Raw genomic sequence first — 21,972 nt, forward strand, 5'->3', positions numbered from 1 at the left:
AAGTGAATTTTTGCCCATGAAAGGCTCTTATCCGAGCAATGCGGGGATTTGTTCCGCCACGGTATTAAGCTGCTCAGGTGGATAAACCACTGAGTCGTCATCTAATTGAGCTGCAAGCTGATCTATCATCCACTTTACACTGTCATCGGTCAGTATCGATTGCTTAGCTTGTAATACTAACTCGTGGTGAAAACGTTTACGTAGCTCCAATGGCGTTTCCCGCTTCGAGTCTTGGCCAATATCAATATTCACTTGAATATCTTGTTGTAAAAACGCCGATAACCCAGCTTGTAATTGGCCAATAGCAATATCTGCACACAGATGTTTTTGATCCGGTTTTAGGGTGAGTTGTATCGGGTTTGATACCTCTTTACACAAAGAATTCACCCCAAGCTGTCTAACGCGCCCACCAACTTTAACTTGTGCCATGACTTGATACCAATGTAAGTCGACAGTATGACCAGTAATTTTATGGCCGATAACTGTGGGGTAACCAATAGCAGGTGTCGTTTCAGCCACAGGTTCAACTTGTGCATGCTGCTGAGTATCTACATCCGCCATTTCGACATGATTAGTTATCGTATCATTGGAATCAATACCAACAGGCGTCTTGTGCTGCTCAAGTGATGGTTCATTTGGCACAGACGGTATAGCTGGCTCTGAAGGTAAACTTAAAGGCTCACTTTGCGATAATCTTGACTGGACTTTTTCTGCCAGCTCTTCATCTGTTGGTGCTTCCCAAGGTGGCCTGTCATAAACGGTATCAGCTTGATGGGCGTGAGTGTTTTGAGTTGGTATAGTTGTTGTCGCAGAAGAAGTAGACTCTGCTATGACAGTTTGCGGCTCTTCATCTTGGGCCAATGATTGCTGCGGTGCTATTTTATCATTACTTTTAAGCTCAAGGGTGCTAACACTGCCCAGCTTAGATTGCTTAGCTTGCTGTTTATCTGCCGCTTTTTTATGTGAAGCATCTACTTCATCCTGCGCTTTATGGGCAATAACTTCAGCCAATAAAGTGTCTCTACTGGCTAATACGAGATCGAGAATGTCATCTAATGGATCATCATCCAATTCAACCAATCCATCGGTATTGTTTATTGTGTCATCATGTTGCTGAACTGATGAACTGACGGATGGATCTAATTGTTCACTATCAGCTTTAAGCCCTTTTGTTGGCTGAAGCGGAGTAAGTGATGCATCTCCAGCAGAGTGCTGATTATAAGCAAGATAATCTTCATAGTCGCTATTATCTTGACCGTCATCTTCACCGTATTGAATATCACTATAGTCACTATAGTCACCATAGTCGGTGGTAGAATATTGATCACTTAGTTGATCGCTTGACTGGTTATTATCAATAAATTCAGGCTCAGCTGCACCTGTAATAGTCAGTTCCGTTTCAGGTTGAAGTCTTATGTCAGTCTGACTATCACTGTCACTGTCACTGTCACTGTCACTGTCAATTATCTTGGTAGCAGTGCTATTGCTAGCAAAACCCATACTTTCAGCCTGATTAAGCACCATGGCCTGCTGGGCAATTAATTCTGCGGCCGCATCATCTTCATTATCAACGACAGCCTTATCGTCAAGGTCATCTTGAGGTTGAGGTTGAGGTTGAGGTTGAGGTTGAGAGTGCGAATGGACAGCTAACGGCGTGCTTTGCTCAACCACTGTTTTAGTATCACTGGCTTGAGCACTAATATTTTCAATACTGGCGTGTTCTAAACTAGTGATCTCAATACCCGTCGCTTCTTCAGTATCAGCGACTAAAGGTTGTTCAATAACATTTTCAGTTGCGGACTTTGGGCGAGTCTCTATGACCTCTTGCGATGTTAACGCGGCCTCAGTCAAATCGACTTTAGCAGGCGTGCCAGTCACCCAGCGCTTAGCTTGTTTTTCTGGCACAAATGCAACTGCGCGCAATAAAGCCATCTCTAAACCTGATTTTGGATCCGGGGCAAAAGGTAAGTCTTTGCGTCCAGCCAGTAACATTTGATAGTAGAGCTGAATTTGTTCGGTTGATATTTGCTGGGCAAAAGCCAAAATTTGTTCGCTGTATAAAGATGACTGCGCCGCTGCTGGAGCAAATTGAGTCAAGGTGATTTGATGCAGTAATTCTAGCAAGCTACGCAGTACTTCTTGCGCATCAGCACCAAATGCTAACACCTTGGAAACGGTTTGCATTAAAGGTTCAATATCGGCATCACACAGGGCTTTTAACAGTGCAATAACTTGCTGCTGGTCAATACTGCCCAACATGGTTTGTACCTGTTGATGCATCACTTGACCAGAACCAAAGGCAATGGCTTGATCGGTCAAACTTAATGCATCACGCATACTGCCATTGGCTGCTTTAGCTAATAACGTCAGCGCCTGGTTTTCAAAGGGTAATTGCTCTTGGGTTAAAACAAAATCTAACTGTTTGGCAATTTCTTCTTGGGATAAGCTTTTTAAATTGAACTGCAAACAACGTGACAGCACGGTCACAGGTAACTTTTGCGGGTCAGTTGTCGCTAATAGGAATTTTACGTGTTCAGGAGGCTCTTCTAAGGTTTTAAGCAAGGCATTAAAACTGCTACGAGAAAGCATATGAACTTCATCGATTAAGTAGACTTTATAGCGGCCACGTGAAGGACGATATTGGACGTTATCTAATAACTCTCGGGTGTCATCAACTTTGGTTCGTGAAGCAGCATCCACCTCAATTAAATCGACAAATCGACCTTGAGCAATTTCTTCACAACTTGAACATACGCCACAAGGATTTGCCGTCACGCCTTGCTCACAGTTTAAGCCTTTGGCAAACAGGCGCGCCAAACTGGTTTTACCGACCCCACGGGTGCCGGTAAATAAATAGGCATGATGTAAACGTTGCTGACTTAATGCGTTAGTCAGCGCTAATAACACATGCGCTTGACCGACCATTTGTTCAAATTTGGCAGGGCGCCATTTACGGGCTAACACCTGATAAGACATGCAATTCCCCAAGCTAAACAGTTCGGGAATTGATCCCGCTAATTATGCCAAACAATAACATGCAAAACAGCCACAGGCTATTGTTTGGCGGCTATTAGCTGGCTTTATCAACAATTCTAATCTTGCTGATGAAGTCGCTTACTCGCCTTCAAACTCACATAAGCTTAATACTTCTATGCCCATGCCTTTTAAGCGTGCTTCACCACCAATTTCAGGTAATGAAATAACAAAGGCTGCATGTTTAACTTCACCACCTAATTGGCGGATTAGCTTAACCGTAGCTTCAATTGTGCCACCTGTGGCTAATAAATCATCAATCACTAACACTTTGTCATCGGCATTTATCGCATCAATATGAATTTCTAAAGTGTCTTTGCCGTATTCTAGTTGATAACTTTGGCTGATGGTCTCGCGCGGTAACTTACCAGGCTTACGCACAGGAACAAAACCGATACCTAGCTCAAGCGCTAAAGGTGCACCAAATAAGAAACCGCGTGCTTCAGTGCCTACCACTTTGGTAAAGCCTTTAGATTGATAATGTGCAACTAATAAAGCAATAGTGGCTTTGTAAGCTTCTGCATTTTCTAAAAGGCTGGTGACATCGCGAAACATGATGCCCGCTTTAGGGTAATCAGGAATGGTTTTAATGCTTTGCTTAATCAGCGCTAAACTGTCTTTATTCATCATAATGAGAACTCTTTAAATGTGATTGCAATAAAAAAGCCCCACTTGGGACTATTTTAATTATAGAAGCGATCTTAAGCCTGTTGGTGATGGCTTGCAACTGTTGTGCAATTATTCTGTTAACTCTGGGATCTGCCACAAATAAAGCAACAAACCACATAACATACAAAATAGCATCGCTTTCACCCAAATAATGGGCACTATGGTGATACTTAACGCAAAACTTAATGTGGTCATTATCATCGCGCGGCGCTTTAAAGATTTATCCATTGCCCGCTTAGTTTGCCAATTATGTAATGCTTCAGAAAACCAAGGATGTGTCATTAACCATAGGTGCAGTTTGTCACTTGAACGCGCAAAACAAAATGCAGCCAATAGGATAAAAGGCACTGTTGGCAATACAGGCAGGATAATACCGATGATGCCAAGTATTAAACTAAGTAGTCCTACGCAAAGATATAAGCCGCGCTTTAGTATCATACTTAGTCACCCTAAAATAAAAAACCACTCTACATGAGTGGCTCTGGTCTTGCTGGTTATTATAACCTAATGTCTGGTCTAAATTAAGCCAGATATTTTTAACCAAGTTAATGTGGCTGGCAGTGTCGGAATAAGTAAAACAGCAATAAAACCAATTAAATAAAAAATGTTGAATGGATCTTTAAACGGCTCGCTCATGATATTTCCTTCGGCAAAAGTACTTGGTTATGTTTGACCTGTGTTCCAGTTAACATATCGCGTTGTATATTACGCAAAAAACGTGAACCGGATCACAACGGCGGCATTTTACTGGGAATCATTGACAATAAAAACCTTAAATATTTTATGGCCTTTATTGTCAATATTATCGACTGGTAACGACAATGCCTTTTTCAACCATTTGCGACAACAATTGCACACATCCATTGGTCAATACCTCGGTTTGCATCTGTGGGTATTGCTCTGTTAACCAAGTGACTATTTCAGCTAATGTGAAGTTCTGCTGTTGCTGATTTATCCCTGTTAAATCGGTACGCTGTGCAACTAATGCTAATACCTGTGCCGTTAATGGGTTCAACTGTAAGAATGCCACCTCGTCGTCAAGGTCACGGTAAACACAAAAATATTGCGGTTGCTCAGGCGGTTCAACTGGCTGATAATCAACACTAATATGTTGCACATCAAATTGGTATTGCGCCACTTTTGCACAGGCTGATATTTGCAACGGGCAAGTCGCTAACTGTTCAATGGTTAATGCTTGCTGTATCAGGCTAGCTTGAGTGGTGGCAACTACTAATTCTAACCATTCATAATGCGCCAACTCTAATAGAAAAATCGGGTCAGTCGGTTTTAATTGATACTGCTGTAAAAATGCTAAAAACTCGCCTGCTATTTCAATAAATATAGGCGTGTGACAATCATGCTCAACAAAAAACTGTTGTACTAACGCAAGCCAGTTTGATTCATGGTACAGAGTTTTAACAACCGGAAATGCGCTAGAAATAAAGCCATTAATATTATTAAAGAATAACTCACGGTAAATCGTCATACGTCTCGGCTCAATACCTTCAGGTAATGGCTGACTAGGATCTCGTATGTAGTTCATAAAGCCCTGTTGAATGGCTGTAAATTCCATTAGGCTTTCCTCACTGTTAGTGCCACTGTTGCTTGCTGTTGAAATGCATGTATTTGGTTGATTTCTTGCAATAATATTTCTGTCGGCGGTATATTGAAATCACGTTCTAACAAGGTGGGCTTGACCCCATGAATGCGATAACACTCCTGCAATAATGCCCATACAGGATCGATAATATCTGCCCCATGAGTATCAACCATTAAGTCAATATCTTCTTGATAATGTCCCGCAATATGCAAGTAAGCGATACGTACTGTAGGCATAGCCGCTAAAAATGCATTAGCGTCATATTGATGATTAACGGAATTAACATAAATGTTATTCACATCGAGCAACAGTTTACAATCAGCTTCAGCCAGCACTGCATTAACAAACGCTAGCTCACTCATCTGCGCGCCGGGGGCGGCATAAAAAGACACGTTTTCAACAATAAAAGGCCGCTCTAAAATATCTTCAACTTGCTTTATACGTTTGGCAGTGTGAATAACCGCCTCTTCGGTAAACGGTATTGGCATTAAATCGTACATATGCCCTGCCCCAGAACAATAACTTAAATGTTCTGAGTAAATTTCAATCTTATGTGAGTCTAAAAAGGTTTTGATATTTTTGACAAACTCAGTATCAAGTGGTGCTGGGCTGCCAATAGATAAAGAAAGTCCATGACAAAAGAAGGGATGACGTTCGGTAAGCTGTTTGAATTGGCGCGCATATTTGCCGCCTAAGGTCATCCAGTTTTCCGGTGCCACTTCAAAAAACTCTATTGCTTTAGGAGTAAGCTGACAGAACTCGTCCAACATTTCCCGCCTAAGACCTAAACCTACCATTGCATTAGGCATTATTTGATGGGCTGCAGACATAGACAAATCCTTACAACAAAGTACTTATTTACAATAAACATAAGGCCTGAAAACAGGCCTTATTTGGAGAATAATTATTTAGATAAATTTGTGGTTATTTGTTACCACCACACTTACCTTCTGTTGCTTTTTCAGCAGCTTTTTTCATGTCGCCGCCGCACTTGCCTTCGCCACATTTGCCTTCAGCTGCTTTTTCAGCAGCTTTTTTCATGTCGCCGCCGCACTTGCCTTCGCCACATTTACCTTCAGCTGCTTTTTCAGCAGTTTTTTTCATGTCGCCGCCGCACTTGCCTTCACCACATTTACCTTCAGCCGCTTTTTCAGCTGTTTTTTTCATCTCAGCGCCGCATTTACCTTCACCACATTTACCTTCGCCACCATCTAATTGGTAACCTTGGGTCAGTTGCTCGAATCCAAATGGGTTTGCTTGTGCTTCTGTTGCCATGCCAGCACTCATTACTACTGCGCCTAAAGCCACTGCTAAGGTAGTTTGCTTAATTGAGTTCATGTTTTGATTCCTTGTAAATAAATTTTGAATGATGACCAACATCATTGCTGGCTTGCATATAAAGACCTAGCGACTAAATAATAAATTTCAAAAAATTTAAAATAATTTTAACTTGATCAACATTTGCCATTCCTAAAGCTGTTAGGAATTAACAAAGCTGCTTAATCATAGAGCATATCCTGATGGTTTCAATACGTTTTTAAATTTTAAGCTTAAGCCTGTAAAACTAACACTGGCATCATCCGAGTTTCAGGTTAAAATGACGCCCTTTATTTTTAACCTGTGAGAATGCTGTGCGACTTGTATTAGCGCCGATGGAAGGCGTAGTTGATGATTTGATGCGCGATATTTTGTCCACTATTAACCCTTTTGATTTAGTGGTTACCGAATTTGTGCGTGTGGTGGATCAACTATTACCTGAAAAAGTCTACTATAAGCTATGCCCTGAACTGCACAATAATGGTTTAACACCTAACGGTACACCGGTAAGAGTGCAATTACTCGGTCAACATCCTGAGTGGATGGCTGAGAATGCTGTTCGTGCGGTTGAACTTGGCTCCCGTGGTGTAGATGTTAACTTTGGCTGCCCAGCAAAAATTGTTAACAAAAATAAAGGTGGCGCTGTCTTACTTCAATACCCTGATAGTCTTCATAATATTGTAAAAGCCATGCGCCAAGCCGTACCAGCTGAACAACCGGTTACCGCTAAAATTCGTTTAGGTTACGAAGATAAGTCACTGTTTATGGAAAATGCTCTAGCCATATATGAAGCAGGTGCGAGTGAAATAGCCATCCATGCCCGCAGTAAAGTGGATGGTTACAAGCCTCCAGCTTATTGGGAATACATCACTGAAGTTAAAAAACGCTTGCCTATACCTGTTATTGCCAATGGCGAGATATGGAATGAAGCCGATGCAAAACGCTGTATGGAAGTGACTGGCTGCAGCGACATTATGATTGGTCGCGGCGCAATTTCATTGCCTAATTTAGGGGCGTGTATCAAAAATGGTAGCCAACCTTATACTTGGGCAGAAACCTTAGATTTACTGCTCGGTTATACCGATAAACAATTGAGTGGTAAAAAAGCAGATTACTTGCCTGCACGGATTAAACAATGGTTTTGTTATTTGAATAGACAATACCCACAAGCTGATGATTTATTTCGTGAATTAAGAGTATTTAAAACCGCCGATGAAATTGTATCTGTGTTAAACAAAGCACAACACGAACTCAATTAGATATTGGTTACTTTTCTCCTACCAACCTTTCGGGTAATTGTCTTTGTCGCATGTGTAGATTAACAAAATTTAATCCACACATGCTGTTTGATGGCTAAAATCTGACTCAGAATTGATCTTCATCATAACTCAGGTTTTTCTAGCCCGTAAAATGGCATGCTATATTGATTATCTCTAATGAAGGTTATGTAGTGAAAAATCAGGACATTCGGGCGCAATTATCAAAAATTGAGATAGCGCTTAGATCAGAAATTGGTCTTGGGCTTATTCAGCAGCATCTTGCAGATCTAGAGCTCAATATTATTCAGCAAATGGATTTATCTAACCTTATTGATTATCTCAGCGAACTAAAGCTGGCCGATTGCGGTTCATTTGAACGCCTAATGCGTTTAGACGCCGCATTATGCCAACTTGATTTAGGCTTATATGGTCTATGTTCAGATTGTGAATCAGAAATAGAAGCATCACGCTTACAAAGCGATCCCACTGAACAACGCTGTAGTATCTGCGCCTCCCGTTACAACCAGGAACATCGGCATGAATTACGTTTAAACCATTAATATTGTGATGATACCACTGGAACAAAACCGTTAACCAACAATGCTGTATTTTTATATCAAAACCTTTTAATAAGTATTACTTGTTGGCATGTCTATTTAACAGCTTAATTCAATCTGCTTTGGGAACCGAATTAAGCATCATTCGGGCTAAGTTATCAAAACGGGCTTCTCTTTGTGCCATGTTGTTATCTGGTTCGGTAAAGCCTTGGGCTAAAACACGCCAGAAAGGTTGTTCGACGATTGGATTAAATAAGGCTATCAGCACAGAACCTTTTTCATGTTCGCTATCCACTCCCTGAGTAGCAAGCCCTGGCACTAACCCGGCCTTAGCTAATATTTCTGCATCGCTCATCTCTGATGCTAATGCCATACCAAAACCAATCGTCATTTGTGGCGAGTCAGTAGCTTTAACCACCTGATAGCCTTTTTCAGCCATTATCTTATCTACTGAGTCACGTAACTGAGTCTTTAAGGTTTGTTCATCTATTTTATTGGCTGTATGGACCGAAAACATGCTTGCATGCCAGGCATAGGTTTTGGCAACAGAATATAAATCACCGCTAGTAACCATAGTAATGCGGCTTGTTGGAGTCGACTCGATATTGGAAGCGGTACATGCTGTTAGCATAACAATACAAACAGAGAGGATAAGCTGATTAAAGTGTTTTAACATAAATAACGGCCCTATTTTCGCCACCTTTAACTCAGATGACATTGTGTAGTGTTAGTGCTGTGTTTGATACAAAATCGCGAAAAATATCCGAGTTAATTAACCCGATAAACTTAAGATAACAATAATTTATTAACGAGTATCTATTCTTGTAAAACTTTTTATTAGATTGTCATTACGTTACTGGTTAGAATGCCAGCCATTAATGTACTGAACCGGATAAATTGACTCAAAATGGAACTGGTCTTCGCCATTGCATTGTTTGCATTCTCTTCAGGTATCACCCCTGGCCCTAATAACATCATGTTAATGACATCAGGTGTTAACTTTGGTATTAAACAAAGTTTACCTCACCTTCTTGGCATTAGCCTTGGATTTCCGCTAATGATCCTTGCTGTAGGTTTAGGCATGGCAGCGGTATTTCAAACCTACCCCATCTTACATACCATCATCAAAGTGCTAGGGATAAGCTATTTGTTATACCTGTCATGGCTTATTGCCAATAGCAGCAGCAAGATGGAAGGTAAAAAAATCAGTAAGCCTTTTAGCTTTCTACAGGCAGCGGCTTTTCAATGGGTAAATCCCAAAGGCTGGATTATGGCTGTGGGCGCAATAGCCACATTCACCACTGTACACCAGGATCTCACAGCTCAAGTTATCACTATTGCCGGTGTGTTTTTGTGTGTCGCATTTCCCTGCGCCATCGTTTGGCTTGGCTTTGGTGTCGCCTTAAAGCGCATTCTTAAAAATGAACGCCAACAACGAATATTTAATATCAGTATGGCAATATTACTCGTGGCATCCATCATTCCGATGGTCATTCCAAATCATTAAAAAGATAGGCTAATTTATGTCAGATTTACATCCATGCATTGCTGAATCAGAAAATTGGGTTAAGCGGGTAATTGTAAAATATAATATTTGCCCATTTGCACGACGTGAAGTGGAGCGCGGCACCATTAGATACTACGCCTGTGAAGAAGCTAAAGTAAAAAAGGTGCTTGAAGCCTTTGTGATGGAATGTATTTTACTTGAACAGCAGCCAGACATTGAAACCACGCTGTTTATTTTGCCCCGAGGATTTGAAGGCTTTTATCCCTATCTTGACCTAGTTGATTTAGCCAACGACCTTTTAGTTGAGCAAGGATTTGAAGGGGTGTTTCAAATAGCCAGTTTTCACCCTGACTATTGTTTTGATGGTGAACCTCAAGATAGCCCAGCCAATTATACCAATCGCGCCCCTTACCCAACATTGCATCTTATCAGAGAGGCCAGTATGGAAAAGGCCTTAGCGGATTATGATGATCCTGAGTCAATACCAGAGCGAAATATCGAATTTGCTCAGCGTAAAGGGTGCGAGTTTTTTATTAAGTTGCTTAAAGAGTGCCAGCAGTAAGTTCTCTTATCGCGACATAGTCACGATAGCGTCAAGCCCAAGCCTTAAGGAGTTACCTTGAGGCTTTTTTATTAAAAAAATACACCTAATGAATTGTCTTAATCCATGCTAGTAAATAAGCTGGATAACAACCAATAAGCAGTAAATCTTTACAGCTTTATAACAATAAAAATGCATCACGCTTGTTTGATTTATATCGTGATTCGGTTAGCTTAGTCAGCGATTACCGATCTAATAACCGTAGCAGAAGGGATAAGGACATGAATAAGGCACTCGTTTCACTGTGCGTCTTAAGTAGCATAACCGCCACAGCGGCCTTTGCAGAACAAAAAGTAGTACAACAAACACCAGTAAAGGCAGCATTAATGGCAGAGCAAACAGACAGCTTTCAATGGCTTGAAGAGGTCGAAGGTAAAAAGCCTTTGGCTTGGGTAACTGAAAAAAATGCCCACAGCGCAGCAGCTATAAAATCTTATAAAGGTTTTGAAACCTTAGTAGATAATTCACTGGCTATTTTAAACAGTAAAGACAGGATCCCCTATGCCGAACGCAAGGGTGAGTACCTGTATAATTTTTGGAAAGACGAAACCCATGTTCGTGGTATATATCGCCGCACTAGCTTAACCGAATACGTAAAAGATGACCCTAAATGGGAAACGGTTTTAGACATAGATGCCATTGCCAAAGCCGATGATGTCAGCTGGGTCTTTAAAGGCATTAATTGTCACACCCCTGACAATACGCTGTGTTTAGTATCACTTTCCCGTGGCGGCGCAGATGCGGTTGAAGTGCGGGAATTTAATCTAAAAACTAAAAGCTTTATTAAAAATGGTTTCTTGTTACCCGAAGCAAAATCTGATCTCACCTGGTTAAACCAGGATCAAGTCTTTGTCGCGACAGATTTTGGCGGCACCGAAGGCATGACAGATTCAGGCTATGCTAGCGTAGTCAAACTTTGGCAACGCGGCACTGCCTTAGATAAAGCCAGCTTTATTTATCAGTCAGATAAAAGCTCAGTCGCCGCTGGCGCTCAGGTACTGGATGATGGTGAATCGAAAATAGTGTTAATTGGCGATTATCATACTTTCTACACTGCCAGTCACTTTGTCTATGATCAAGGCAAACTCACTGAATTGAATATTCCCAAAGACGCTGAAATTAAAGGTTACTTCAAGGGTAATATCTATCTTGAACTTAAAAGTGAGCTAACCAGTCAAAAACTGGCTCAAGGGGCTGTCGTTTATGCGCCTGTCGCCTCTCTTATTAGCGCAAATCCAGAATACCAGTTATTAACCGCCCCTGATGCCCATTCAGCTATCGCGCAGGTCGCTTTTAGCAAAAGCGCGGTATACGTTAACTACCTGGAAGATGTAAAAAGCAAACTGGTACGTTTTGAGCCAAAAGCAGACAGCACCTGGGTACAAACTCCGGTGGCATTCGATGCTAACGGCAGCCTAACTATTTTTGACATAGAGCAAGACAGAGATGATTTCTATGTCGATTACAACAGCTTTCTCGAGCCTTCTAGCTTGTATGAAGTGCAAGGTAATACATTAGCGATCAATAAACTAAAGTCGCTGCCACAGCAGTTTGATGCTGAAAGATTTGTTACTGAACAATACTTTGCCACCTCAAAAGATGGCACTAAAGTGCCCTACTTTGTGGTGATGGATAAAAACCTGAAGTTCAATGGTAAGAATCCAACCCTACTTTACGGTTACGGTGGATTTGAGATTTCACTTCGCCCTAAATATTCAGCAACCATAGGTAAAAACTGGCTAGAACAAGGCGGCGTGTACGTATTATCAAACATACGCGGTGGTGGCGAATATGGCCCTGCTTGGCACCAGGCGGCGTTAAAGCAAAATCGTCATAAAGCCTATGAAGATTTTGAAGCCATAGCAGAAGATCTTATCAGCCGAAACATCACCTCAAGCCAGCATTTAGGCATTCAAGGCGGCAGTAACGGCGGCCTATTAATGGGCGCAGCCCTGACTCGCCGCCCTGACTTATACAATGCTGTGGTATGCCAAGTACCGTTATTGGACATGAAACGCTTCAGTCAATTGTTAGCGGGAGCTAGCTGGATGGGCGAGTATGGTAATCCAGATATCGCTGAAGAATGGGCTTATATTAAAACTTATTCGCCGTACCATAATTTAGATAAAAGCAAAAAGTATCCTAAGGCCTTCTTCACCACCTCAACCCGTGATGACCGTGTCCACCCTGGGCACGCCCGTAAAATGGTCGCAAAAATGGAGTCTATGGGAATTGATGTGCTGTATTACGAAAATATGGAAGGTGGTCATGCTGGTGCAGCAGACAACAAACAAGCTGCCGAGCTTTCGAGCTTAGTGTATGCCTATTTGCTACAGCAGCTGAAATAACGGCTAAAGTTACAGATCAGATAGTTGCGGCGCTAATCACGCTATTTTTGTGGTGATTAGCAAGCTGTATTAACAGTCTGTACTCGCAATCGATAATAACCAGCAAAACACAAAACCAGTCAACTGACTGGTTTTTTTGAGCAAATTATTTAAACATAATAATATAGTAAAGGGGATTACATTTGTTTCGGTTAACGAAAAATACCTATATTTATCAGTAACTAAATATGTTTACCTCTGTGATTGAAAATGACCTTTTAATAAATGGCCACGTCATTTCATATATAAGATAAAAACCAACCTTAGAAAAGATTAATACTTTTAACTTAAAAACAAAACCCAAAACCCCACCTTAAGGCTAACAAAAAAGTATCAAAATCATAACAAAAAAACACCTAAACCCATGATATATAAGTTAATTCCTGAATAAAACCAAAATCAACCGAATTTCTACCCCCTACTTTATTACTAATACTGCAATTTATTCAAATAACCTGCAAGTCGGCTTTAACGCCTAAAATGTAAACAAATTGTTACTCAATTAATCTAAATCCAAACTACTGCGTCGCAACAAAGAAACAAATATGTCATTTTTTAATCTATTTTGGATAAGTCTCGACATTCATGGAGGCAACAACAATATGGAGAATCAAATGGTACAAAAACATAAAATAGCCCTTGCGGTATTGGCAGCTCTGAGCACTCTTCCAATTCAATCCAAGGCAGCAGAATTACTTTTAGTCGACAGTTCAAAAGCGATTAAAGATAATTATATCGTGGTATTTAATACCCCTAGCGTGTTAAATCTTCAAGACGTATCAGCATTAGCTGACTTTTCAACTCAGCAAGCGAATATACTGGCCACTAACTACGATATTAGCGTAGTAAAAAACTTTGGTAGCGCATTAAATGGTGTATTAATTAATGCAAATGCCAAACAAATTGCTGAACTTCAAAATGACCCCAAAATTAAATACATAGAACAAGATCAAATGATGTCTATTTCGCCAGTAATAGAAGCCAATAGTAATCAGGGTAATCCTACCTGGGGGTTAGACAGAATAGATCAGCGAGATTTACCCTTAGATAATAACTATCACTATGATTTCGATGGTTCTGGTGTCACCGCTTATGTGGTTGATACTGGAGTACTGACTAGCCATAATGAATTTGGTGGCCGCGCCAGTAGTGGTTATGATTTTATTGATAATGACTTTGATGCCACTGACTGTAATGGTCACGGTACACATGTAGCGGGTACGATTGGTGGTTCAAGTTACGGGGTTGCCAAAAACGTTAACATCGTCGGTGTCCGCGTACTAAATTGTAGTGGTTCTGGTAGTAATTCAGGCGTCATTTCGGGCATTAACTGGGTTAAAAATAATGCCTCAGGCCCTTCTGTAGCGAATATGAGTTTAGGTGGCGGCGCATCACAAGCAACCGATGATGCGGTGAATGCTGCTGTTGCAGCAGGTATCAGCTTTGTTGTCGCTGCTGGTAATGACAATAGCAATGCTTGTAATTACTCTCCGGCTCGTGCAGCCAATGCTGTCACAGTAGGCTCAACAACAAGCTCTGACTCCCGTTCAAGCTTTTCCAACTATGGTACTTGTCTTGATATTTATGCCCCAGGTTCAAGCATTACTTCAGCTTGGTATACTTCAAATAGTGCAACAAATACCATCAGCGGGACCTCAATGGCAGCTCCCCATGTAGCTGGTGTTGCTGCGGTTTATCTTAATCAAACTCCAACTATGACGCCAGCTCAAGTGACAAGCTTACTGACCACGCGTGGCAGTGGCGGTAAAGTATCTGATGCAAAAACGGGCTCACCCAACACACTGCTATTCTCGTTAGACGAAGTGGGTGGTTGTGGTACTAATTGCCCACCGCCAACAGATACTGAGCTTTTAGATGGACAAGCTATTAGTACTTCTGGGGCTCAGGGTTCAGCGAACTACTATTTCATCGATGTGCCTGCAAATGCTTCAAGTCTTGCCATTGCATTAGCTGGAGGATCTGGTGATGCGGACATTTATGTCAGTCAAGGTGTCAAACCGACAGTGAATAGTTATCAATGTCGCCCCTATAAAACGGGCAATAATGAAAGTTGTGATTTTACCAATCCAGCTGCGGGTAAGTGGTATGTCATGGTACAAGGTTATGCAGCCTACTCAAATGCTAACCTAATGGCTGACTATAGCGTAGGAGGCGGCACCAGTTGCTCAGGCAGTGATTGTCTAGTCAATGGCGTACCAAGAACAGGCCTAACTGGCACTAGCAGTTCGCAGACTTTCTACAAAGTCGTTGTACCCGCAAACAAAACATTGACTGTAGCGATGAGTGGTGGCAACGGCGATGCGGATTTATATGTTAAAGCCGGTAGCCAGCCTAGCACGAGCAGTTTTGATTGCCGTCCATACAAAAATGGCAATAATGAAACCTGTTCACTAACCCCTTCAGTGGAAACCACCTACCATGTAATGATGTTAGGATACACTAGCTATTCGGGGATAAGTTTAGTAGCAAGTTATTAATATTTGATAAATATTAATAACTAAAAATGAAACTGCCGCTTATTTCTGACTAGAAGTAAGCGGCATTTTTAATCTTACTTTTTTGATTCATGGCTGAGTTAAAACAACATGTGTATCACTCTAGATTGATGAAAAGCGCACTGCAGTAATTAACCTTGTGCACTGATACTAAAGTTTCACAAAAAAGCAGCCTTAATCATGCTGCACAAATCACAGTACAGTAAAGCCTTACATATCAGCTGCAACGGGTAATCGAATATAAAACCGAGCACCACAACCTGGTTCAGAGTTATAGCCAATTCTGCCATTCATTACTTCAATAAGCTCCTTACACAATGCTAAGCCTAAACCAGTACCGCCTTTAGCTTTAGAACTACTGGCGTCGGCTTGGGAAAATTTTTCGAAAATTTTACTTTTAAAGTCTTCTGATATACCGGCTCCTTGATCTTGTACGGCAATCTCAACCTCACCTGCAATAATCGTCGCGGACAAAGTAACACCTCCAGTGGGTGGTGAAAATTTGACTGCGTTAGAGAGTAAATTGGTCAAAATTTGTAACAAACGATGCTCATCAACAAATAGCCAAATCTCATCCATTGACTCATCCAGTTGTAATGCCAAAGTAATTTTATGCAGGTCTGCGTATGGCTGATGATCATCAATCGCTCTTTGCAAAAGCGGCACTATATTTAATCGCTGCATTTCAAATAACATTTTACCTGCCGCAAGTTTTTCAATGTCTAATAAGTCATTGATCAAGCGACTAAGTTGCTTACAGTTACTGCTTGCTATATCTATCAGCTTCTCCGCTTTAGCAGGTAAAGTGACAATTTTTCCAGACTGTAATAAGTTTAACGCACCATAAATAGACGTTAAGGGGGTACGAAGCTCATGACTGACTGTTGAGATGAATTCATCTTTCATTTGCTGTAATTTCATTCTGTCGGTAACGTCTTGCACAGACCCTATCATGAGAAGATCAGGGTTTTTATCTTCAGTAACCAATTGCCCTAATTCATGTACCCAACGCACCTCACCGTTAGGCTTAATGATGCGGTGAACCACGTTGTGAATGCCTGTCAAGCGGGCCTGCTGCTCACTTTTTTCAACTTTATCAATATCGTCAGGATGAACAGCGCTTTTAAACAGTGTCACACTCGGCACGATATCCTGTGCGTCAAAACCAAAAATCTGATAAATAATCGGCGACCACCATAAGGTTCCATGTTTAAGCGATGCATGCCAATAACCAATTTGAGCTTGCTCACTGGCTAAGTCAAGACTTTGCTGGGCAACATTAAGCTGTAAATTGAGTTCCTCAAGTTTGAGGTAATATTCTTTAGTCTGGGTAATATCATGAATATAACCATGCCATAAAGTACTGCCGTCGGGCATCATTTCTGGTGTAGCTTTGCCAGATAGCCACATCAGTGAATTGTCATCCCGGTAAACACGATATTCCTGTTCCCAGATAGCCTGTTGTTGACTAGATTGCTCAATACTGTGGCCAACAGCAGCTAAATCTTCAGGATAAATTTTGGCAAATGCATTTGATGCATCGCTAAGAACCTCTTCCGGTGTTACACCATAAATATCTTTAATTGCATCACTAGCATAAGGAAACGCACTGCGTCCGTCAGGCCATAACTGGAACTGATAAACTACACCAGGAAGCTGCTGGGTCAATTTTATCAATTGGTCCTGCAGCTTATTTTCTTTAGTAACATCCATGATAAAACCATCGAGAAACTGCACTACTCCGTTACTATCATATTCGGCGGCGCCATGCTCTTCCACCCACATAACTGAACCATTATGATGCAACACACGGTAAGTGATTACCCAGCTAGATAGATTCAGTATCGCTTTTTCAACAAGATTAACTATCAGTACTCTATCTTCTGGATGAATAACACTGGCATAACTGCGCACCGCATTATCGATAAAATCACTAGCAGAATAGCCTATAAGCGAGTAGATATGCTCGCTCATAAATAGCATAGTCCAGTGCTCATCGGCTTTACATCGGTAGGTCACCCCAGGGATATTGGCGACCAAAGTCTTAAACTGGTCTCGGCTGTGCATTAATGCTAACTGGTTATGCTTTTGTGTGGTGATATCTGCATGGGTGCCGTACATCATAAGAGGCTTGCCATCAGCAGTGTATGAAACCACTTTACCTCTGTCATGTACCCATACAAAGTGGCCGTCTTTATGTTTCATTCGACATTCAATATCATAAAACTCGGTTAAACCATTAAAATGCTCTTGGAGTGAGATATTAGAATTAGCTAAATCATCTGGATGTGTCATAGCTATCCAGGTTTCTATCGAAATGGGTTCAAGCTCCTCAAGCTTATAACCAATAATCTCAGCCCAGCGCTCGTTATAAACCGTTTCACCGGTTTCAATATTCCATTGCCAAGTCCCTATCCTCGTTCCTTCTAGAACTGAGCGATAAAGTAACTCACTTGCCGCTAATTGATTATGGGCCTGCTCTTGTAATCTATCGTAAATTTCCTGTTCAACACTCTTAGCAAATCCGAATGCAATCTGGCGCTCTTTTTCAGTAAATTGGCGAGGCTGGCTATCAATAAAGCAAAGTGTGCCAATATTTTGCCCTTTAACCACTAAAGTCACACCAGCATAAAAGCGAATAAATGGCGCGTCTAGTACTAAGGGATTATCTGCAAATCGGCTATCAAGTAAGGTATCTGGAACTTCAAAAATGCCCTTTGATAAAATGGCATGGCCACAGAATGAGATATCTCGGCCGGTCTCGCAGGCATCAAGACCTTGTTTAGATTTAAACCACTGCCGGTCGGTATCAACCAATGAGACAAGCACGATTTCTGTACCTAGGCACAGTTGCGCTAACTGGGTTAAGCGATCAAAACGTCGCTCTGGCAGCGTATCTAACAACCCAGTATTTTGTAATACGATAAGTCTTTCTTTCTCGCAGGTAGGCAACAAAGGAGTTTGCATCAGTTACTCCGGATTATTTGTGTCTTGTGATGCAAAGTAAGCCTGATAAATAGATTCCAATTTATCGCCAAGGCTCATTGCATCAAAGGGTTTTTCAATAACAGCAACTGCGCCAGCATTTAAATATTCTTGCTTTTCCGACTGCTGAATACGCGCTGTCATAAAAACAACTGGGATTGTTTGGCAATGGGGTTTTTTACGAATTTCAGCCAGCGTTTGTAAACCATCTATACCCGGCATCATGGCATCTAACAATATTAAGTCTGGCGTAAAGTGCTCCACCTGCCTGATGGCCTCATAACCACCATCGCAAGATACTAAAGTAAACCCAGATATATCAACCAGAGCCATTTCGACGATAACTCGAATTGTCTCAGCATCTTCTACGTGTAAAATTTTCTCTAGTGGCATGCAGGCTCCAGTATGATGGGGATCCCAAAAAAATTGAGTTAAACTGATTTGCTAATTATTGTATGATAATTTCTTTATAGCAAACTAAGTTGTTGAATAAAATCATTGATTCACAATAGCTCAGGATTATCTATATAGATATATATAAGTGCTGGATTCAGCAACAAGATATCGATTAAGCTGCTATTATCTTTACATATAGTAAACTTAAAAAGTCATCATGAGCCGAGAACCATAGTTATGAAAACGAATAAAGAGCTTGTTAATCAGCATTCGGTCAATGACATTGATGAAAATATCACTCATAAGTGTAGCTCAGAATCGACAACTAAGACGCTCGAAAATTTACTACAACCTTTTGGGGGGAATGAGAAATTCTATCGGCGCTTAATCAGCGTTTTTGAAGCCAATTTAGAGCAACAACTGCAAAAATTGGCGTTGATGACCGCGCAAAAAAATGCCAAAGAAATACTGGGAATTGTCCATACTCTTAAAGGCAGTGCAGGATCAACGGGCTTATCATCATTGTATCGTGACTTGTGTGAGTGTGAAACTAAGCTAAAGCAAGCTTATGACTCTAATACTTCAGCCTTTGATATGCTTTGTGTCGACCTAGCTGAACAATTACGTTTTGTAGCACAAACGGATCTATCGAATATTCATGCACTTTTACTCAATCAATCACAAATAAAACCCTCAGAGACAGCACCGCAGCAAGCTGAATATACCATCACTGAACTGAAGTTGATCCTAGCTGAACTTAAGCAACACCTAGACGATTTTAATCTCAAAGCTGTCGATATCGCTGAACTACTTCAAAGTAACCGAGCCCAGAAGCTATCCCTTGAGCACAACTTCACTGCGTTATGTGATGCTGTAGAGGTACTTGATTTCGAAAAAGCACTTATTGAATTATCTTCCCTATCTGAAGGATTGTAGAACTCGCTTTACTTCACAGGTACTATCCCCAAAAACACTGCAGTATAGGCAAAGTTTTATAATTTTATTGCACTCAACGAGTAGACCAAAGGCATCGCTTGGTTATTTTTAACCATCTGATAACGTGGGACTTCACTACTTTCATCCAAGCTTAGCCCTGTAAAACAATTATAAGGGCTATAGTCAAATTCATTAAAATGCTTAAGCTGTAAACCCGCAGCTAATAATGCATTAATCACATCGCTTATCGGATGTGCCCAAGTAACCACAGTATGTTCAGTACCATCACAATTTTCAGTATAAGTACCTTCTTGTTCTATATCCGGTTGAGCGCGATTAAAATAACCATAACCTTCCACTACGTCATTAAATGGATGAAATTCGGCCATATAAAATAATCCCCCCGACTTCAAACTATTTGCTATGGTTTGGGCCCAAAGGGTTAAATCAGGTAACCAGCAAATTACCCCAAATGAAGTAAATACAATATCGAACTCGGGTTTAACTAATTCACCAAATTGATAAACATCATGGCAAATAAACCGAGCATCGACATTAATTGCAGATGCAAGCTCATTAGCCTTTTCAATCGCACTATCCGATAAATCGACACCGGTAACAATCGCACCTTTTCTAGCCCACGATATGCTGTCCAAACCAAAGTGACATTGTAAGTGAAGCAAGGTTTTGCCGTTAACGTCGGGTAACTCATGCGTCTCAATTTCAGTTAATGATGATGCGCCATTTAAAAAACCGTCGACGTCGTAAAATTTCGAGGCTACGTGTACCTGAGTTCGAGCATTCCAGGTAGCTTTGTTGCTGGTGAGATAATCTTTACATAAATCCATTTGAGTCCCAAAAATAAAAAACGAGCATCGGCTCGGCTTCTATCTTACTAATATTAATAATGTCATTAAACAATGTTGATAAAATATTAACTCACAATAACCATATTATTATCGGCGTTATTCAAATTGACGACAAAAATCGATAATGTGCTCAGGCCAATCATCAACATCCGCCATGCTTTGGGCAATATGCAATGTTGCATTAGGCAGCACCTCAGCTAAGGTTTTCGCACAGGACAAAGGGTGAGTATCATCGCCATCCCACGCAAGAATTAAACAAGGAATATTAAGCTTAGCTAATTGTTCATGTGTCGGAAAATCATTCTCAGCTGCGGCTAAAAACAGCTGTTCAAGGCTACCTCGTTTCATACTTTTTAAGCCATCAAGCATGCCCAAAACGCTGTGTTTATGAGCTTCAATCAGCCACGAAGGCAGCATTCTATCAATATGTTTGGCATTAATTTTAGCCAACCCTTTACCACCAAGCATTTTGGCGGCTTTAGCCACTTTATAGTAATACTCTTTTTGCTTAACCCTTAATTCCCAGACGGTAGGCGGGTTCATCAAAATCAGCCCTTTAACCCATTCAGGATGAAGAATCGCGCCAAATAAGCTGCTCGCACAGCCCATTGACTGACCGCCTAACACGACTGCCGTATCACCAAGCACCTTAGTGCCGAGTTGATAGGTATCTTCAGCAAGGCTTGTCCAAAGATAGTCTGATTTTTTATCAGTGGTTGCAGACAGCCCGTGGCCAGCAGCATCAAATCTTAATAGGGTGAGTTTTTTAGGGAATCGATGCCAGGCATAAATCCCTAACGCATCTTCACTTTGAATGCAGCCAAGCAAACCATGAGACCATATTAACGCGGAGCCCTTACCCGTTGAGCGATAATTAAATTGATTAATATCAAAAGGGTGTGTCATGGCAAGCCTCCTTATATAGGGTTCACAATGTGTTCAGATTTTTTAACCAGTTACGATTTCAATTAATCGATTAATAAAGGCTTCAACCGCTTTTTCATTATCAAACTTAAAGGCTAAACCGTAGTGAATTTCTGATAGACCTTTATTGCGTCGAGTCGGAAAACGAGTCATTTGCGCATTATGATGGTAATCATATTTAGCATGTACACCTTCAATAGTAGCTAATTCGCTGGAAAATACCTCAAAGGCGGGTCGAATAATCAACAAAGGGGTTTTGGCATCAAGGTGTAAATACACTGCCTCTTTTAACTCTGGCAGCATATATTCGGTAACGTTTTTGATATTAAAGTTACTGCGGCAATTTACATTTGTTAGTGCTTGAATAGCTTGTTCGTGGGATAGGCTCATAAGATCCTCTGCATCATTAGTAATAA

The 21,972-nt window shown here is 41.0% G+C and carries 19 protein-coding genes; 7 read left to right on the forward strand and 12 right to left on the reverse strand.

Annotated features, from left to right (window positions below; translation table 11 throughout):
• Positions 1 to 27 precede the first annotated feature (27 nt).
• The 6 genes from dnaX to FJ709_RS11755 all read right to left on the reverse strand — a co-directional run bounded on the left by dnaX (position 28) and on the right by FJ709_RS11755 (position 6,640).
• The gene (dnaX, locus tag FJ709_RS11730; protein WP_226410243.1) at positions 28 to 2,976 is read right to left on the reverse strand and encodes a DNA polymerase III subunit gamma/tau; all 2,949 of its coding nucleotides are present in this window, start codon (positions 2,974 to 2,976) and stop codon (positions 28 to 30) included.
• A 138-nt stretch (positions 2,977 to 3,114) separates the two neighbouring features.
• Complete coding sequence (gene apt / locus FJ709_RS11735) at positions 3,115 to 3,666, reverse strand: adenine phosphoribosyltransferase (RefSeq protein WP_226415957.1); 552 nt, start codon at positions 3,664 to 3,666, stop codon at positions 3,115 to 3,117.
• 105 nt (positions 3,667 to 3,771) lie between these two features.
• The gene (locus FJ709_RS11740) at positions 3,772 to 4,140 is read right to left on the reverse strand and encodes a YbaN family protein (protein WP_226410244.1); all 369 of its coding nucleotides are present in this window, start codon (positions 4,138 to 4,140) and stop codon (positions 3,772 to 3,774) included.
• 364 nt (positions 4,141 to 4,504) lie between these two features.
• Positions 4,505 to 5,275: an HvfC family RiPP maturation protein gene (locus FJ709_RS11745; RefSeq protein ID WP_226410245.1), complete on the reverse strand. Its 771-nt coding sequence runs from the start codon at positions 5,273 to 5,275 to the stop codon at positions 4,505 to 4,507.
• Positions 5,275 to 6,132, reverse strand: a complete 858-nt coding sequence (locus FJ709_RS11750) for an HvfB family MNIO-type RiPP peptide maturase (protein ID WP_226410246.1) — start codon at positions 6,130 to 6,132, stop codon at positions 5,275 to 5,277. Before FJ709_RS11750 ends, FJ709_RS11745 begins: the two co-directional genes overlap by 1 nt.
• Positions 6,133 to 6,226: 94 nt before the next feature.
• Positions 6,227 to 6,640, reverse strand: a complete 414-nt coding sequence (locus FJ709_RS11755) for an HvfA family oxazolone/thioamide-modified RiPP metallophore (protein ID WP_226410247.1) — start codon at positions 6,638 to 6,640, stop codon at positions 6,227 to 6,229.
• 293 nt (positions 6,641 to 6,933) lie between these two features.
• Between FJ709_RS11755 and FJ709_RS11760 the strand changes: the two genes are divergently transcribed.
• Positions 6,934 to 7,878 carry a tRNA-dihydrouridine synthase gene (locus tag FJ709_RS11760; protein WP_226410248.1) on the forward strand — a complete coding sequence of 315 codons (945 nt, stop codon included), beginning with the start codon at positions 6,934 to 6,936 and terminating at the stop codon, positions 7,876 to 7,878.
• A gap of 191 nt (positions 7,879 to 8,069) precedes the next feature.
• Positions 8,070 to 8,438, forward strand: a complete 369-nt coding sequence (locus tag FJ709_RS11765) for a TraR/DksA family transcriptional regulator (protein ID WP_226410249.1) — start codon at positions 8,070 to 8,072, stop codon at positions 8,436 to 8,438.
• 109 nt (positions 8,439 to 8,547) lie between these two features.
• On the opposite strand, the gene FJ709_RS11770 is transcribed toward FJ709_RS11765, so the two are convergent.
• A complete protein-coding gene (locus FJ709_RS11770) occupies positions 8,548 to 9,111 on the reverse strand; it encodes a DUF4136 domain-containing protein (RefSeq protein ID WP_226410250.1) in 564 nt (187 codons plus the stop codon).
• A 231-nt stretch (positions 9,112 to 9,342) separates the two neighbouring features.
• On the opposite strand from FJ709_RS11770, the gene FJ709_RS11775 reads away from it, so the two are divergent.
• The 4 genes from FJ709_RS11775 (at position 9,343) to FJ709_RS11790 (ending at position 15,428) form a co-directional block, all read left to right on the forward strand.
• On the forward strand, positions 9,343 to 9,942 hold the full coding sequence (locus tag FJ709_RS11775; RefSeq protein ID WP_226410251.1) for a LysE family translocator: 600 nt from the start codon (positions 9,343 to 9,345) through the stop codon (positions 9,940 to 9,942).
• A gap of 16 nt (positions 9,943 to 9,958) precedes the next feature.
• Positions 9,959 to 10,504, forward strand: a complete 546-nt coding sequence (locus tag FJ709_RS11780) for a DUF1415 domain-containing protein (protein WP_226410252.1) — start codon at positions 9,959 to 9,961, stop codon at positions 10,502 to 10,504.
• 260 nt (positions 10,505 to 10,764) lie between these two features.
• On the forward strand, positions 10,765 to 12,891 hold the full coding sequence (locus tag FJ709_RS11785) for a prolyl oligopeptidase family serine peptidase (protein WP_404829956.1): 2,127 nt from the start codon (positions 10,765 to 10,767) through the stop codon (positions 12,889 to 12,891).
• Positions 12,892 to 13,544: 653 nt separating this feature from the next.
• On the forward strand, positions 13,545 to 15,428 hold the full coding sequence (locus FJ709_RS11790; protein ID WP_226415961.1) for a S8 family serine peptidase: 1,884 nt from the start codon (positions 13,545 to 13,547) through the stop codon (positions 15,426 to 15,428).
• A 228-nt stretch (positions 15,429 to 15,656) separates the two neighbouring features.
• Here FJ709_RS11790 and FJ709_RS11795 read toward each other — a convergent pair whose 3' ends face one another.
• Positions 15,657 to 18,413, reverse strand: coding sequence for a PAS domain-containing protein (locus FJ709_RS11795; RefSeq protein ID WP_226410253.1), 2,757 nt, complete (start codon positions 18,411 to 18,413; stop codon positions 15,657 to 15,659).
• Positions 18,414 to 18,416: 3 nt separating this feature from the next.
• Complete coding sequence (locus tag FJ709_RS11800; RefSeq protein WP_226410254.1) at positions 18,417 to 18,824, reverse strand: response regulator; 408 nt, start codon at positions 18,822 to 18,824, stop codon at positions 18,417 to 18,419.
• A 240-nt stretch (positions 18,825 to 19,064) separates the two neighbouring features.
• Here FJ709_RS11800 and FJ709_RS11805 point away from each other — a divergent pair, with 240 nt between their 5' ends.
• The gene (locus FJ709_RS11805) at positions 19,065 to 19,763 is read left to right on the forward strand and encodes an Hpt domain-containing protein (protein ID WP_226410255.1); all 699 of its coding nucleotides are present in this window, start codon (positions 19,065 to 19,067) and stop codon (positions 19,761 to 19,763) included.
• Positions 19,764 to 19,819: 56 nt separating this feature from the next.
• Here FJ709_RS11805 and FJ709_RS11810 read toward each other — a convergent pair whose 3' ends face one another.
• The 3 genes from FJ709_RS11810 to FJ709_RS11820 all read right to left on the reverse strand — a co-directional run bounded on the left by FJ709_RS11810 (position 19,820) and on the right by FJ709_RS11820 (position 21,946).
• Positions 19,820 to 20,611, reverse strand: coding sequence for a class I SAM-dependent methyltransferase (locus FJ709_RS11810; RefSeq protein WP_226410256.1), 792 nt, complete (start codon positions 20,609 to 20,611; stop codon positions 19,820 to 19,822).
• Between the two features lie 117 nt (positions 20,612 to 20,728).
• A complete protein-coding gene (locus FJ709_RS11815; protein ID WP_226410257.1) occupies positions 20,729 to 21,538 on the reverse strand; it encodes an alpha/beta fold hydrolase in 810 nt (269 codons plus the stop codon).
• A 42-nt stretch (positions 21,539 to 21,580) separates the two neighbouring features.
• Complete coding sequence (locus tag FJ709_RS11820) at positions 21,581 to 21,946, reverse strand: hypothetical protein (RefSeq protein ID WP_226410258.1); 366 nt, start codon at positions 21,944 to 21,946, stop codon at positions 21,581 to 21,583.
• Positions 21,947 to 21,972: the final 26 nt, after the last annotated feature.

This window comes from Shewanella glacialimarina, assembly GCF_020511155.1.
In the GTDB taxonomy this organism is placed as follows: domain Bacteria; phylum Pseudomonadota; class Gammaproteobacteria; order Enterobacterales; family Shewanellaceae; genus Shewanella; species Shewanella glacialimarina.